The 14,532-nt window shown below is 51.2% G+C and carries 13 protein-coding genes; 3 read left to right on the top strand and 10 right to left on the bottom strand.

The features are described 5' to 3' along the window. Positions 1-42: 42 nt before the first annotated feature. Positions 43-714 carry a hypothetical protein gene (locus EKK48_10970; GenBank protein ID RTL42504.1) on the top strand — a complete coding sequence of 224 codons (672 nt, stop codon included), beginning with the start codon at positions 43-45 and terminating at the stop codon, positions 712-714. A gap of 130 nt (positions 715-844) precedes the next feature. Here the strand turns inward: EKK48_10970 and EKK48_10965 are convergent, their stop codons facing one another. From EKK48_10965 to EKK48_10930, 8 genes are all read right to left on the bottom strand, one after another. Beyond that, complete coding sequence (locus EKK48_10965; protein RTL42503.1) at positions 845-1,330, bottom strand: hypothetical protein; 486 nt, start codon at positions 1,328-1,330, stop codon at positions 845-847. Between the two features lie 15 nt (positions 1,331-1,345). Further along, positions 1,346-2,863, bottom strand: a complete 1,518-nt coding sequence (gene gatA, locus EKK48_10960; protein ID RTL42502.1) for an Asp-tRNA(Asn)/Glu-tRNA(Gln) amidotransferase subunit GatA — start codon at positions 2,861-2,863, stop codon at positions 1,346-1,348. 7 nt (positions 2,864-2,870) lie between these two features. Beyond that, positions 2,871-4,133 (bottom strand): beta-ketoacyl-[acyl-carrier-protein] synthase II, encoded by a 1,263-nt coding sequence (gene fabF / locus EKK48_10955; protein ID RTL42501.1) that lies wholly within the window; start codon positions 4,131-4,133, stop codon positions 2,871-2,873. Positions 4,134-4,265: 132 nt separating this feature from the next. Continuing rightward, positions 4,266-4,505 (bottom strand): acyl carrier protein, encoded by a 240-nt coding sequence (acpP, locus tag EKK48_10950; protein ID RTL42500.1) that lies wholly within the window; start codon positions 4,503-4,505, stop codon positions 4,266-4,268. A 318-nt stretch (positions 4,506-4,823) separates the two neighbouring features. After that, positions 4,824-5,075 (bottom strand): hypothetical protein, encoded by a 252-nt coding sequence (locus EKK48_10945; protein ID RTL42499.1) that lies wholly within the window; start codon positions 5,073-5,075, stop codon positions 4,824-4,826. A gap of 130 nt (positions 5,076-5,205) precedes the next feature. Further along, complete coding sequence (locus tag EKK48_10940; GenBank protein RTL42498.1) at positions 5,206-6,099, bottom strand: DMT family transporter; 894 nt, start codon at positions 6,097-6,099, stop codon at positions 5,206-5,208. A 103-nt stretch (positions 6,100-6,202) separates the two neighbouring features. Then, positions 6,203-6,940 (bottom strand): 3-oxoacyl-[acyl-carrier-protein] reductase, encoded by a 738-nt coding sequence (gene fabG, locus EKK48_10935; protein ID RTL42497.1) that lies wholly within the window; start codon positions 6,938-6,940, stop codon positions 6,203-6,205. A gap of 43 nt (positions 6,941-6,983) precedes the next feature. Then, positions 6,984-8,018: a hypothetical protein gene (locus tag EKK48_10930; protein ID RTL42496.1), complete on the bottom strand. Its 1,035-nt coding sequence runs from the start codon at positions 8,016-8,018 to the stop codon at positions 6,984-6,986. 221 nt (positions 8,019-8,239) lie between these two features. Between EKK48_10930 and EKK48_10925 the strand changes: the two genes are divergently transcribed. Further along, positions 8,240-11,101, top strand: a complete 2,862-nt coding sequence (locus EKK48_10925) for a hypothetical protein (protein RTL42495.1) — start codon at positions 8,240-8,242, stop codon at positions 11,099-11,101. Between the two features lie 143 nt (positions 11,102-11,244). After that, positions 11,245-12,204 carry a CAP domain-containing protein gene (locus EKK48_10920; protein RTL42494.1) on the top strand — a complete coding sequence of 320 codons (960 nt, stop codon included), beginning with the start codon at positions 11,245-11,247 and terminating at the stop codon, positions 12,202-12,204. A gap of 69 nt (positions 12,205-12,273) precedes the next feature. Here EKK48_10920 and EKK48_10915 read toward each other — a convergent pair whose 3' ends face one another. Both EKK48_10915 and EKK48_10910 read right to left on the bottom strand, forming a co-directional pair. Further along, entirely contained in the window at positions 12,274-12,951 is a 678-nt protein-coding gene (locus EKK48_10915; GenBank protein RTL42493.1) for a response regulator transcription factor, read from the bottom strand. A 39-nt stretch (positions 12,952-12,990) separates the two neighbouring features. Then, positions 12,991-14,463 carry a HAMP domain-containing histidine kinase gene (locus tag EKK48_10910; protein RTL42492.1) on the bottom strand — a complete coding sequence of 491 codons (1,473 nt, stop codon included), beginning with the start codon at positions 14,461-14,463 and terminating at the stop codon, positions 12,991-12,993. Positions 14,464-14,532: the final 69 nt, after the last annotated feature.

Genomic DNA, 14,532 nt, shown 5'->3' with positions numbered 1-14,532 from the left:
AAAGTTGCGTGGCGTGAGCGGACAAACTCAGGTAATTTTGCGATGGATTTAATCAACTTTGCCGATTCGACAATCTACCAAAGCGCTGATGGACAGCTCATCGGCGATGGAATGATTTTCTCAGGATACAAGAACAGGCATCTGGGGGCGATCCACACATTTCAGCTCCCGCACGGCTGGCGCGTTGCCAGCACCTCATTTTCACACGGTGGAGAGTGGATGCTGACTACCTTCAGCCCGATAGCTAATCCCAAAATCGAACTACGTGTCTTTTGTCGCGGCGATAAGGTCTCGATCAGCGACGCCACTTACTTCAGCACCCTTCTAAAACAAGCGTCTCAACATGTTATCGCGTTGAAATCGGAACACATTGTAGCCCTGCGAAACGTACTCGGACCAACGGTAGGCGACAATCAATATGTCAATTTAAACCCGCCTAAAAGCAGATACGCAGCACGCTGCAACCTTTTGCAGGGACGCGTATTGAACGTACAACAAAGACCAGTGATGATGATCGAAGGCTTGTTCAACGCGCACAACGAAGAGGAAGTGACCAAGTTTCTCAACGTCTACATCAATGTCAACAAAGGCGGTCAGGAGTTGCAGGAAGTGTTTTTCCAGGCTCCTCTAATGGCGTATCAGTCTTATTACAGGCAGGTCAGGATTGCGCTTGAATCTATCAAGTGGTTTGATTCGCAGGCCTTAACAGGTTAGTGAGTGATGCACTCGGGACGAGTGCGTTCCATTTGCACTCGGGACGAGTGCGTTCCATTTGCACTCGGGACGAGTGCGTTCCATTTGCACTCGGGACGAGTGCGTTCCATGCTGTACGCGACGGATTATATTAGAGTTCCTGCTTGTTGGAGTCTTTCGACTTGCCGGCCTTGACTGGCTTTTCCAGCTCAGGGAAAGGATTGTTGGCAGTCAAATCAGCCAGAGACTTTTCGCCAATCTCTTTGTAGATCTTGCCTTTTTTGTAGTCCTTATGGTTCACGTTGCCATTGCAGCTCTTCATCATCGATTCGCCTTTTGCAATCAAATCTTTGGCGTGCTTGACGTTATCTTTGTACTTCCTCTGCATGCGCTTTTCGTCGGAAGTGTAATCACCTCCGGTCGGTCCTGGAGCCAGACCGGGAGAGTTTGATGAGTTTGAAGAAGGCTTCGACAACGAATTGCTCGAGTTATTACCGGTGTCGTCACCATCCACATTGCCAACCGCACCTGGAGGAGTAGCTGCACCCGACCCGAAAAAATTGCCTTGTGCCAGCGCCGGCGCGGTCATAGAGACTACGATTGCCAGGGCTGCGAGCAATTCAATCTTTCTCTTCATTGATTTTTCTCCCCATTACTTACCTGCGGCAAGCAGCATTGGTGGCTGCTTGATATGGAACTCCGTGGTCTTTTCGAAAGCAGCTGCCGCTTTGAGCACCAGTGCGTCTGATAATGTATTACCCAGAATCTGGATTCCTATCGGTAATCCATGGGCGCCAAATCCGGCCGGCACCGAGATACCTGGCAGTCCCGCCAGGTTCGCAGGAATTGTTGCTATATCTGCCAGGTACATAGCGAGAGGATCAGAAGTCTTCTCTCCCACCTTAAAAGCAACCGTAGGCGAAGTAGGGCAGATGACCAGATCGTACTGGCTGAACACTTTATTGAAGTCTTCCTTCATCAAGCGCCGCACCTGCTGAGCCTTTTTGTAGTAGGCATCGTAATAACCAGAGCTGAGCGCATAGGTTCCGAGCATGATTCTGCGTTTGACTTCAGGACCGAAGCCCTGAGAGCGCGTCTCCATGTACATCGATAGAATGTCCTGGGCATTTTCATCTCTGAAGCCGTACCTGACCCCATCATAACGCGACAGGTTCGCGCTTGCTTCGGCAGTGGCGATGATGTAATAGACCGGAAGAGCATTTTTGGCTGTGGGAATGGAGACTTCCTCAACCCTTGCACCAAGCTTTGTAAAAATCTCGGCAGTATCTTGAACAGTTTTTCTAACATCGGCATCAATGCCATCACCCTGCAATTCTTTGATGATGCCAATCTTTAAACCGCCAACGAGATCTTGTGCTGACCGCTCTCTCAGCCCCTGCGCATAATCGATTTCACCGAAGCCGTATTGCGACAGAGATGTCGAATCGCGTTTATCATGTCCGGCGATGACACTAAGGGTGATGGCAGCATCTTCAACACTGCGAGCAAACGGTCCAATTTGATCCAGGCTGGAAGCGAATGCCACCAGTCCAAAGCGAGAGACTGTGCCATATGTAGGCTTCATACCGACAACGCCGCACAGTGAAGCGGGTTGTCTTATCGAGCCGCCGGTATCAGAGCCTAACGAAACAACTGAGAAACCCGCCGATACAGCAGCAGCAGATCCACCCGAAGATCCGCCTGGCACATAGTCTTTGTTCCATGGATTGTAGGTCGGTTTCACCGATGAATTTTCTGTCGATGATCCCATCGCAAACTCATCCATGTTTGTTTTGCCGACGCATAGCGCTCCGGCTTCAAAGAGACGGCTTATTGCTGTTGCCTGATAAGGCGGTTCGAAGTCGGCAAGTATTTTGCTGGCGCATGTGGTCTTGTATCCAGGCACACACATGTTGTCTTTGATAGCGACGGGAATACCACCCAATAGGGGCAGTTCATCACCGCGCGCGATAGCAGCATCAACTTTCTTCGCTTGCTCTTCAGCTAACTCCGGCGTGAGCGTGATGAAAGCCTGAATATCTCCATCTTGCTTGGCGATGTGCTCTTGATGAGCGCGCAAGATTTCTACGCTCGAAACTGATTTATCTTTGAGAAGTTTGCGTAGCTCACTGATGCTTCTGCCGACTAGTTCACTCTTTGCCGCAGTCATGTGATAGCTAACTCTTAAATTTCTTGAACAACAAACAAGCGTTGTGGCCGCCAAATCCGAAACTGTTTGACAACGCCACATCAATGTTGACACCCTTGCGAGCGACATTGGCAACGTAATCCAGATCGCACTCAGGGTCTGGATTATCCAGATTTATGGTGGGCGGCAAAATAGAATCGTTTATTGCCATGATGCATACTGCTGCCTCAAGAGCACCAGCAGCACCGAGCAAGTGGCCTGTCATCGATTTGCTCGAACTGACTGCTAACTTGTGCTTTGTGGCATGCTCACCAAAAACCGATTTGATCGCTGTTGTTTCAGCGCGATCACCAAGAGGCGTCGAAGTGCCATGAGCATTGATGTAGTTAACATCTTCCGGTTTCATGCCGGCTTGCTTGAGAGCAGCCTGCATGGCACGTGCGGCACCGTTACCGTCAGCACAGGGCTGAACGATATCCCAGGCATCGCCCGTCATACCATAACCGACTAACTCAGCGAGAATCTTTGCGCCACGTTTCTGCGCGTGCGAAAGAGATTCCAAAATCAAAATGGCGCCGCCTTCACCCATTACAAAGCCATCTCTGTCTTTGTCAAAGGGACGGCTGGCTCTTTCAGGCTCGTTATTGCGAGTCGACAATGTGCGAGCGGAGGAGAACCCCGCCATACACAGGGCTGTAATAGGTGCTTCACTTCCACCTGCAAACATGACATCAGCGTCGCCACGCTCGATCATCATATAGGCATCACCGATGGAATTAGCCGAGGTCGCGCAAGCTGTGACAGTGCATGAGTTCGGACCCTTGGCATTATGCAGAATCGATACCCATCCGGCCGCCATATTGACGATCAACATCGGCACCGTAAATGGTGAACAACGATCCGGTCCGCGCTCCATCAAAACACGATACTGCTGCTCGATTGTTTCGAATCCACCAGCAGCAGATCCAACGACAACGCCGACGCGGGTCGGATCTTCTTGCTTCATGTCCAGTTTCGCGTCGTCCACAGCCAATTGAGCTGCCGCGACTGCAAACTGGATAAAGCGATCCGTGCGCCGAACCTGTTTTGGTTCTAAATATTTCGATGCATCAAAGTCGACGATTTCGGCGGCAATTTTGCACGCCGATTGCATCTCCTCTTTGACTCTGGCTGTGGTGACACGTTTGACTCCGGAACGGCCCTGTACGATGCCCTTCCAAAATTCTTCTATGCCAGTCCCTACTGCAGAGACTGCGCCAATACCTGTCACAACGACGCGTTCTTTTGTCATTCGTAGCTTGTTTAAGTCGAGCAGCGAACTGCGTTGACTTTCCTCGGAGAGATTCCCGAAGCCATCAAAATATGTGCCGCACCCGACCGTTCCATATCAACATGAAGTTGACCTTGGGAACGTTCGGAGATGTTAGATATGCGACGAAATGTATTTGACAGCTTCACCGACAGTGGTAATTTTTTCGGCATCCTCGTCCGGTATTTCCATACCGAATTCTTCTTCCAAAGCCATGACCAATTCGACTGTGTCGAGGGAATCTGCACCAAGGTCTTTGGTGAAACTGGCTTCCATCGTGACTTCGTCAGCATTCACATTCAATTGGGCAACGGCCACCTTCTTTACTCTCTCGAAGGCTTCCTTCTCATCCATATTTGTTCTATCCCCCTTAACCAAAACGCTAACAAGACGCGCTGGCCACACTTGTGTCAAGGCGAACTAGAATATCACGTCGCATCGAGAAAGGTCGTTTCATCGGTACATTCTTTGCTTTAAGGATGATCAATGCGAAAAACTGCCAAGCATGCACGCTCTCGTTAAGTAATGAATCGCAATCACTTGTGAATCTATACATACAGCAGATATTGGTTTGGCACCAGGGACGTCAAGAGAACGGAATTCAAGCGCGTCGTTCCGGACATCAATTTGGACCATCTTTTCTTAGATTTAATAGACAGGGTTGTCAATATCTTACTTCCAGTAAACGCAGGCAATCTCTACAAGAGCAAAAATCCAGGCAAACGGCACAGCTAAAGTGAGACCCAGATCCATCCCCCAGTTGATAGGTGTACCGTCAGACCAATCACAAAACCACAAAACCGCGTTTACAAAGGCGGTCATTCCCCAACCCATGATGCCCGCCATAGCGGTTAAAAGAAGCAGAATGAGCCACATGTCCATGATGCCACCACGTTTTTGAAACGACTGCGTTACGATCGGCATTATCAGCACTGAACATATAAAAGTTGTAGAAATTGCATGCCCAGAAAGAAATGAGGGGGAATCCTCGCGGCGAATCACCGCCACCGCATGCAGTGAACTACTGAGTCGATGTCAAAGAATGATTTTGAAATTAGAGAATGTCGGCGGGAACAGCAACGATGTCGAGTTCTTCACCAGCTTTAGCCGGCGCACTCCGTGCCGTCAGGGTCGTGCCGATGGATGCCACCATCACACTGCAAACAGCCATCCATTGCATCGGTGTGAGTATCTCGTGCAGCACAAACATACCTGACAGCGCGCCGACCGCTGGCTCCATGCTCAACAAGATGCTGAAGGTATTTTTCGGCAATTTTTTCATCGCCCACATTTCAAGACTGTAGGGAATGGCACTGGAGGCAAGACAGACGCCGAACCCGCCCAGAAGAACCCGCGGATCAGTGAGGTGCGGTCCGACCTTGATTACGCCCACCGGCAGAAGCACGAGCGCGGCGCAGACAACACCGAGCGCGGTCGCCTGACCGGAAGGCAGGTCGGCCATTTTCTTGCCAAGAATAATGTAGAAGGCCCAGAGCGCGGCGGCAGCAAATGCAAAGACAATACCGAGCGCATCCAGTGCCACCGAACCTGGTGACAGAGGCAGTAATAATGCCAGCCCGAGCGCCGCCAGAACTATCCAGACAAAGTCTATTGCCCGTCTCGATGAAACAATGGCCACAGTAAGTGGTCCCGTGAACTCAATGGCAATGGCAATTCCGAGAGGCAAACGCTGAATCGATTCGTAGAATATCGAATTCATGATGGCGAGCACGAGCCCATAAAGAGCGATCACCTTTATAGACTTGCGTGGGATGGGTTGCCGCCATGGTCTGAAGAAGGCCACCAGAACGACCGAGCCGAATATGACACGCACAGCGGCAGTGCCTGATGGTCCAATGATGGGGAAAAGCGACTTACCAAAAGACGTGCCGACGCACAATGAAATGATTGAGCCGAGAACCGCTAAGAGTGGAACTAAGTTGACCATTGGGATACCAGTTGATGTACGCAAGAATTCAAAGATGATTTGCACAAGAACCCAAAGTCTGAAGTCTTTGGGTTCTTGTGAGTTTTTACCAGGACGAGAGATTTTATGTGTACAAACCGCCGTTTACTTCAAGCACGGTGCCTGTTACGTAAGGTGCGTAGGCTGCAAAGAAAACAACAGCTCCGGCGATATCGTCTGGGGTGCCCATGCGACCGAGCGGAATACGCTCGACGTATTTTTTGATGTTTTCTTCGCCCAGGGCAGCCGTCATCGGAGTATCGATGAATCCTGGCGCAACAGCGTTGGATGTGATCTGTCTTGATGCATATTCAAGCGCGATCGTTTTAGTGAAGCCGATCAATCCAGCCTTGGCAGCAGCATAGTTGCACTGACCGAAGTTTCCATGCACGCCGGTTGTGCTGGCGATATTGATGATTCGTCCCGAGCGTTGTTTTGACATGACTTTGAGCACAGGCTTGGTGACCTTGAAAGCCGATGTCAAATTGGTGTCGATAACAGCTTGCCATTTGTCTTCGCCCATACGCATGAACAGGTCATCACGAGTAATGCCGGCATTGTTGACGAGCACATCGATGCGTCCCCACTTCTCCATCACCTGCGCAACCATTTTCTCAATGCTCGGCGTATCTGTGACGTTACAAGCAACGCCAATTACATCGCCTGATTTTGAAAGCTCGGCGCTCGTCTCTTTGCAAAGCTCTTCGTTGATATCGCTGATGACGATCTTGGCGCCCTCAGCCTGCAACGCAGCCGCAATCGCTCTGCCAATACCTCTTCCCGAACCTGTCACGATTGCGACTTTATCAGCCAACTTACTCATCTAATGTTCACCCTTTTCGTTTTGCTTCCAGTAGTACGTCCAACTAAATCCAGAGCGCCGCTAATTGCTGCGCTACACTTTCCAACCTTTCCTTTTCATTGATTTTGTTAAGCCAGCGCTCCGGCAACTTCGAAGCTCCGTGATAGGCACCCGAGAGAGCGCCGACAATAGTAGCGACAGTATCGGTATCGCCGCCTGACCGCGCCGCCGCACATATAGCCTCTTCCGGGTCATTGCGGAAAATCAGGAATATTCCCACCGCTGTCGGCACAAGCTCTGTGATGGTCGGCTCTACATTTATAAGGGAATACGGCAGGTCGTCCGGAGGATTGGCGTAATCCAAATCGGGCGCCACATCGTCCCAATTCTCAGCGAACCTCTCATCTACAGCCTGGGCCACCTGGAACTCATGTCCAACGTAAGCTCGCACCTGCTCGGCGTCTTCAAGCTTTCCGCCGGCTATGAAATAACGAATGCTATCAGCTATAACGGCGGCAGAAGCGACAGAACGCAGGTCGCCGTGACTCAACCTGGCTTGTTTGACGGCCACATCGAGCGGCTCATCGCTCTTTTCTCCGCCCGGCAGGGCACCGGCGGCAAAAACACGAGCTGCAACATTGGGATGCAATGCTTCCGCACCCGTTTCTGCCGGTTCGGCACTGTCCACCATCTTCCTCAAGCCAGTCAGACAGGCTGCGCCAGGCGAGGACTTGAGGAAAGCTTCAGACTCGAGTAAAGCGGCAAATCGTCTCTTCAGGTCAGCTTCATCCAGCCGCCCCCGACTGCCAATTAATGAATCAGCCAGAGCCAGACCGAGCAGGGAATCAGCAAGCAGCTCACCGGCTTTGTGCTCAGGCACGCCGCTCTTAGCCAGCGCGTCGGCGAAGTCGCGCACGCCGGTCACGCCGGAGCTTCGAAATCCCGAAATATCTCGATATTTCAAACCGACACTGGAACCGCCGAGAGAGTTTCCACAGGCGGCGCCGAAGATTAATCCTCTAATCCGATCATTAACTCTGTCGTCGGAATTAGAGGCTGTGGCGGCTGTTTGTGTGCTTTTTTCTTCCAAAATCCGCACCCACGGTAAAAGAAGTTTCCAATTATCTCAGAGCCTCATGGGACTTTCACCACTGAGTACGTAATCCTCCCAAGTGACTCGGCTGGTTTTATAAGTTAAATTCATGACATCGGTTCTCCTTGCAGCGAAAACGGAAATATGACGGGAGCGATGCACAATCGCTTGCCTTAACTCACCGTTACATACGCGCAGGTGGCCACGGAAATACTGGAGGAAGTCAAATGGGCGATAACGGGATCAAGGATGTAGTACAAAACCAACCTGCACACACGCCCGAAGCTCAGGATGCAAGCAATAAGCTTAGAGCAGACGCCACCAACAATGATATGAGTCTCGGAACGAAGGCACTGCGTGTCGGGCAGGTCACCTTAGAAGGTGCGGCCTACTCCATTCCCGGCGCTATTAACGCCATCAAACATGACCTGGACCCCGCCAACTGGCAGGAGACCGGAACTAAGGTACTGACCGCAGGAGCACTTGGTGTGGCCCTGCGCGTCGCGCTTCCGGAAGCAGGAGCCTTCAAGGCAATTGCAGGAACTGCACTGGGAATCTATTTCGCCAAAGACGCCGCAATTCCAGTTTTCGAAGCGTGGAAAAACGTTGCCACCAAGAGTGGTGACGACGTGATGATGAATTCCGCTGTGAGCATGGGCAACGGGCTTGGTCAATTCGCCGTTGATGGTTATTTGACAGGCAAAATCGCAGGCTTCACAGGACGCATGACTCCTGTGATGGGCGAAAAATTTGCACCTACACAATGGCGCGCGCTGGAAGGATGGAAGACAGAACATCTCGGCACCAGTTCAACAATCGGAGTCGGTCTGAGCAACCTGGTTGGCAAAGTCGACGGCACCATGCGCAGCTTCGGTGACAAGCTCAACCCGCCCAAGCCGACAACCGCAAACATGTCGCAAGAAGCAATCATGGAGGCTCTCACCTCGAGCGAGAAAGCACACGGTCGCCATGAATACAGCGAAAAAATCTATTCACAGGGAGTCGTTGGCAGCGACGGACACACGCATGGTCTGGACGGCACCGTTGAAACACTCCTTTCCGGAAGACATCCAAAAGAAGTACCTGCAGCCAAGCCCAATGTGATTGGCGACGCCCTGCAAACCGGTCCGATGGATCAGATCGCAGGCTGGAAGCAGCAACACGGCATCTTTGTGCCCGAACATCTGACTGAAGGCGCCAAGCCTGATGTTGTCGCGACAACAGATGCAGCCGTTAAGCCTGGAGCCGACGCGGCCGGCAACGGTGGAAAGAAGGTCTTCACCACAGCCGAAGCGATGACTGCCGAGAACATGACAAAGTTGGCAGGCGTCATCAAAACTCAGATAGCCAGCGTCAGCGATACTGCCAGTGCAGTCCGCGATGCAGTCGGAAGACCCACTGCAGTTGTTCACGCCGCCACCGAACAAAATTTCAAACCACTCGACCCCGGCTACCTGCTCGCCAGAAACGCAATGATGGAGCTGGCTAACCAGGTAGGCGACAATCCACGCAACTGGATGCAAGTCGAAGGACTGTTCAAGCGACTCTCAGACGCCACCAGCCAGGCACACAACTACAACAACGGTCCGGATGGTCAGCACATCGGACGTATGAACATCTACGCCGCAGAAAACCAGACCACTTATGTACGTAATATGATTCAAGCTGGTATCGACCCGATCAAAGCCATGGCGCAGAAGCCTCTGCCGGCGCTGGTCGAACTCAGCGATGACCAGATGGTAGTGGGACGCGATCCAAAGACTGGAAAAGTAATCACATCTCACCAGGGTCCACACACTGTCCGCGCTATCTACGGACCGAACGGAGAGCAGGTCTGGCCAATCGACCTGGTCAAGTACCCCGTACGCGATCTCGGCACGAGAGGACATCTCACTTCAGGCATCTACGGTCACGAGTTTGGTCACGATCAATTCGGTCAGTTAGGCAAACTCGATCCCCAGGTGAGAGACGCCAAGTTGGTGCAAGCGGCAGAGAAAGCTCTCGGTCCTAAAGCCGACGAAATGATCACTATTCCAAAAGCCAAGCCTGAACCAGGCGCACCACCTGCAGAACCAGTCGAAGCCGACATGCCGCCTCTGCCCGATCAAATGCCGATGAAGGAAATCGTCGTCAATCTGGCAAAAGCATGGGCAGACGAAACAGTGGCAGACTGGCTCGCCGCCGCAGAAACTGGTCAATCAGCCGCTCCATACTTCCAGGCATTGAGAAAGGGTGGACAACTCTACAACGGAACAGTGATGTCCGAGGGTATGCGCTCGCCGGAAAATCCGATGGGTATCGAAGCTCACCCGGTAGATAAAGTCAGACCACTGATTCAAGCTGCTTTGATTCGCAAGATGGCGATGAACAAAGACGGCACATCTGACCCTGCTTTGATGGCACACGCCGATGCACTGGATGCTTATTCGAAGAACGCAGGCAAGCCAGGCGACATCGTCATCGCCAGCGAAGACGTGCCCGGTCAATCGATCACCATTCCACTTGAATCGTTCAAGAAATTCTTGCCTGATCTGGTCAACCTGCAGGTAGACACGCCTCTTCCACGTCTGCAAGGACATACTTTCTTCGAAATTCTTCCTGACTTGAGAAAGAACTACGCGAAGATTGAAGGTCTCTCTGACACCTGGGCTGATGCAATCAACAGTGGCAAGACGCCTGATAACGTTCCGTTCGATATCAACAGCACGAAGATGACGCATGTATACGGAGCCGGTCAGCCAACAATGCTCAAATTGATCGCCGGTGGCATGGACCCGATGCAGGCTCAAGCCAAGGTCAACGAGTTCTCCGATTTCTTCGGCAACAAATACCTGGCCGGCGACCCGCACGTTGACCCGATCAAAACTCCTGTTCTGAAACAGTTGCAACTGGCTCCTGCAGCAACCATTGCCCGCTTCCCAGAAATGGCAAGCCACGGCATCGGTAAGGCAATCGCCAACCAATATCAACTCCGCGATTGGCTCGGCAAAAATTCGATTCCAATATCGGCAGCAGGTGGCAGCCTGGCAATTCAAGATTTGATGGGATTGCAAAAGAAGAAGGAAGAGATTCTCAACTCCGGTCAATAAGAGAGTAATTGCTCTGAAATCAGCCTGAAATTGCCTGGTAATCTCTTTGAGATTATTGAGAGATTTCACCGAAATTGCTTTGAGCTGCCGCTGTGGCTTCCATACGTCTTCTCTCAACCATCCGGTCTCGAGGAGCGATACAATTGACTGAGTCAATTTGGAATGAAATGCCAGTGAAACTCAAAGTTGAAAACATCAGCCTCATTTTTGCGGTCGTACTGATAGCAGCACAAAGTGTTGCGTCGAATGCACAAAACAAATCGTTTGCCTACAGGACGTCTAATGCTCAGGCGTTTTCGAATGCGCTGGGCGTTAACTGTGTGCCGGCCTATGTGATGCTAAACAAAGTAGCAAACCAGGGTATTTTCATTACCTCTGCGCCGACTGGTGATATCGGAAAGAAGATGAATCTGTCACCGGGTATGGTGCTTTTGACAATAGACAACTACTCGATGATTTCTGCCAAAGCTGTAGACAGCTGGCTGTCGCATCGAGCCAAACGAGGTCCGATTACCTTCACCTATGCCACCGACAACAACGGCTCGCCTCAGGTGCAAAGCGGTTCAGTGCAAGCTGAAGTGGCAACCGCAAGCACTGCATCATCTGGTTCAGCGGGCAGCACATCATCAGCTTCTGCAAATCGCCCAATTGCGAACAGAAACGTATTGTCGATTCCCTCCGCCGGTGGCAGCGTCAGTTCGCTCATGCTTTCCCTTCTCAACAGCAGTCGCGCTGGAGGGGGGCTCGGACCACTGCAAGCAGATCCTGTTCTCAGCCGTTTTGCTCAATCTTACGCGGACTACTTAGCAGCAAATGCAAGCAAGTACGATGTGCGCGACTCCAACAATAATCCGCATCAGGATTTAATGGGACGAGGCGCGATCGAACGTGCACAGCAAGCCGGTATAAGCAATTTTCTGAATGAAAATATTGGACGCAATGTGGGCAACAGCGGTATGGCAGGCATAAAGATTCTGCACCAACAAATGATGGATTCACCAGGGCATCGCCCGGCCATCATGGACGCGGAGGCGCACCTGGTCGGCATCGGCTCGACCTATGCAGGCAATCGACTTTTCCTCGTAGAAGAGTTCGGAAGGTAACAGCGTTCACTTCAACTTCATCTATGCCTCAAGCACAACTTGCGTACGTGTCTGGCACCGACTCGCGTTCTAAGCATCGGGCACCAACTTGTATCCGACCCCGTGGATGGTTTTTATAAGCTGAGGTGAACCTTCCACATCAATTTTCTTGCGCAATCGCTTCATGCAGCTGGTAAGGGCATCTACTGTAGCTTCACTGTCATTGACCCAGACCTTGCCCAATAGCATTTCTGAAGAGAAAACCCGATTCTGATTGCGCATCAAGAATTCAAGCAAACTAAATTCCTTTGGCAACAGCTGAATTTCCTCACCATTGCGCTTAACCAGGTAATTTCCGCGATCCAGTTCGAGACTTCCTGCGCGTAAGACGTCACCAAGGTAGTTAGGGCTGCGCCGCAACAATGCCGCTATGCGCACGGTCAGTTCGCGAGCATGAAATGGCTTGGTCAGATAATCATCGGCACCAGCCTTGAAACCACTTTCAATATCGACGATTGTATTTTTACCTGTCAACATCAAAACAGGCGCAGTTCCACCAGCCTGCCGATACTCCTGCAATATCTCAGGACCAGTCAAACTGGGCAGATTCCAGTCCAGAACAATCAAGTCATAATCATACGCTTTCAAGCGTGATAAGCCATCAGCACCATCGTCGACAGTTTCAACCAGGTGATGCTCACTGGTCAACCAGCGGTTAACAAGTTGCGATAACTCGGCATCATCTTCGACTATTAGGATTTTTGCCATTCCCGATTCCGAGCCACAGGAGTAATGCCAACCAGAATCTTATACCACAGGGGCGCGAGGCACACGGAACCAGAAAGTGCTGCCTTCTCCAACCTTCGACTCGACACCGATACGCCCGTCGTGAAGTTCAACCAGCGATCTGGCGATTGCCAGCCCCAGACCGGCGCCTTTAGACTGTTGCTCTTTCGATCCAGATTGTTTGAACCGCTCGAATATCTCAGCCTGCAGCTCAGGAGCGATGCCAGACCCCTGATCTGAGATCCTGATTTCAACTTGTGCAGGAAGTTCTTTCACGGCGATCAAAACGGAGCCGTTTTCGGGTGAAAACTTGATGGCATTTGTAATCAAATTGACAGCCACTTGAATCAGTCGTTCTCGATCAGCCGTGATTTTCGGATTGTCATGGCCCATGATGTCTACTTCTACACCGCGCTTTTTGGCAACGCCTTGCACAGCAATTACTGCCGGTTCTAAGACGCTGTCAACTTCTATGGCGCGACGGTCGAGAGTGATCGTACCCGACTCGAGTTTTTCCATCTCGAGCAAATCGCTAACGAGCGTAAACATGCGTTCAGTATTTTCTTCGGCAGCGGCAAGATGCTTTTTGCCGTCTTCGTCCAGTTTTCCGAAGTCTCCTTTGGCCAGCAGCGAATGAAACATCTGCAATGACGTCACAGGTGCGCGCAAATCATGGCTCACCATTTGCACAAACTCTTGCTTCAATTGCTCTATCTGAGCACGCTGTTGCTCGGCTTGATTCAGTGCGTCGGCCATCTGATGGAATGTCGAGTCGATACGTCCAATTTCGTCCGCTCCTGAAAGTGGCTCGTGCAGCGGCATTCCACTTGCCAATCGATATGTATTATCCATCAGCACATTAAGGCGCTTTGTTGTTCCGCGATTGAAATAACTTGCCAGCCCGACTGCCAGAATGATGTTGATCAAAAAACCGACCGCTAAAGTAGCGTTGATCTGTGCTCTGTATTGGCTCAGAACCGCCCTTCTCTCTTCCTGAATCACTTCCTGCTCGTCAACCAATTTGACAAGAGCCTTGTGAATTTCACCAATATATTTTTGCAACTGCATCCATTCCCGCAGTGCTTGCACCTGCTGATCACGCTCCATGAGGATTTTAGCGCGAAGAAAATGATCTTCTACTTTGGCCCGTAACTTAGTCAAATCTTGCATCTGGAGCCGTTCGTGCTCGTTATCCTTGCAAATGTTCTCGAGCACTTCGTATTGATGAACCATCCCTCGCGTCAATTCATCGAAGCTGGATTTGATATTGGGATTATTCTGAGATAAATGCCTGACGACGATACCGGTTTCGCGCTCGAGCATCAGACGCATCAATGCACTTAAATGGGCACTGACCTCACGAGCATGAGCCTCCTGAGCACGTTCACGCTCGGCTTGGTCGAGAAGCACGCCAAGACCAACGAGAAAAGCCAGCTCAAAGACCAGCGGCACCGCCACTAATATCATCGCTTTTTGTGGGAGGGTGAGTTTCATAAAATACTGGGTGCCTGTTGCTAGGGTATCACGCCCTCGCCCGGTAAAAATTTTGCCAGCCCATGCACT

It is taken from the genome of Candidatus Melainabacteria bacterium, assembly GCA_003963305.1.
Lineage (GTDB): Bacteria > Cyanobacteriota > Vampirovibrionia > Obscuribacterales > Obscuribacteraceae > PALSA-1081.
The sequence above is the reverse complement of the archived record's forward strand: the minus strand, read 5'-3'. Positions and strand labels throughout refer to the sequence as shown.